This window comes from Patiriisocius sp. 208BN25-11 (assembly GCF_058147145.1).
In genome coordinates, this window is record NZ_JBYVJY010000156.1 from 1 (window position 1) to 233 (window position 233).

At 43.3% G+C, this 233-nt stretch carries 1 protein-coding gene; it reads right to left on the bottom strand.

Annotated elements, in window-relative coordinates; all coding sequences use genetic code 11:
• Positions 1-233 (bottom strand): hypothetical protein (locus ACY2RS_RS15960; RefSeq protein WP_490099635.1); only part of this gene is annotated, 233 nt, incomplete at both ends.

A 233-nucleotide genomic window follows, 5' to 3' on the forward strand; every position in this document is an offset into this window, starting at 1 on the left:
CTACTGCATCGATTACTGGTGCTTCTACAACTACAGTAACTGTAGCAGTATCACAGTTCGTTGGATTTAATCCCTCACAGATCTGGTATACTACATCATACGTCCCTGCTGGTGTATCCATTGGTACGGTTACCGTTCCATCAGGATTGATTGTGATTCCACTTCCCTCATCATCCGTCACAGTTGGGTTTACATCTGCTGGATCTATTGGATCTACGTTCAAAGTATCGTTA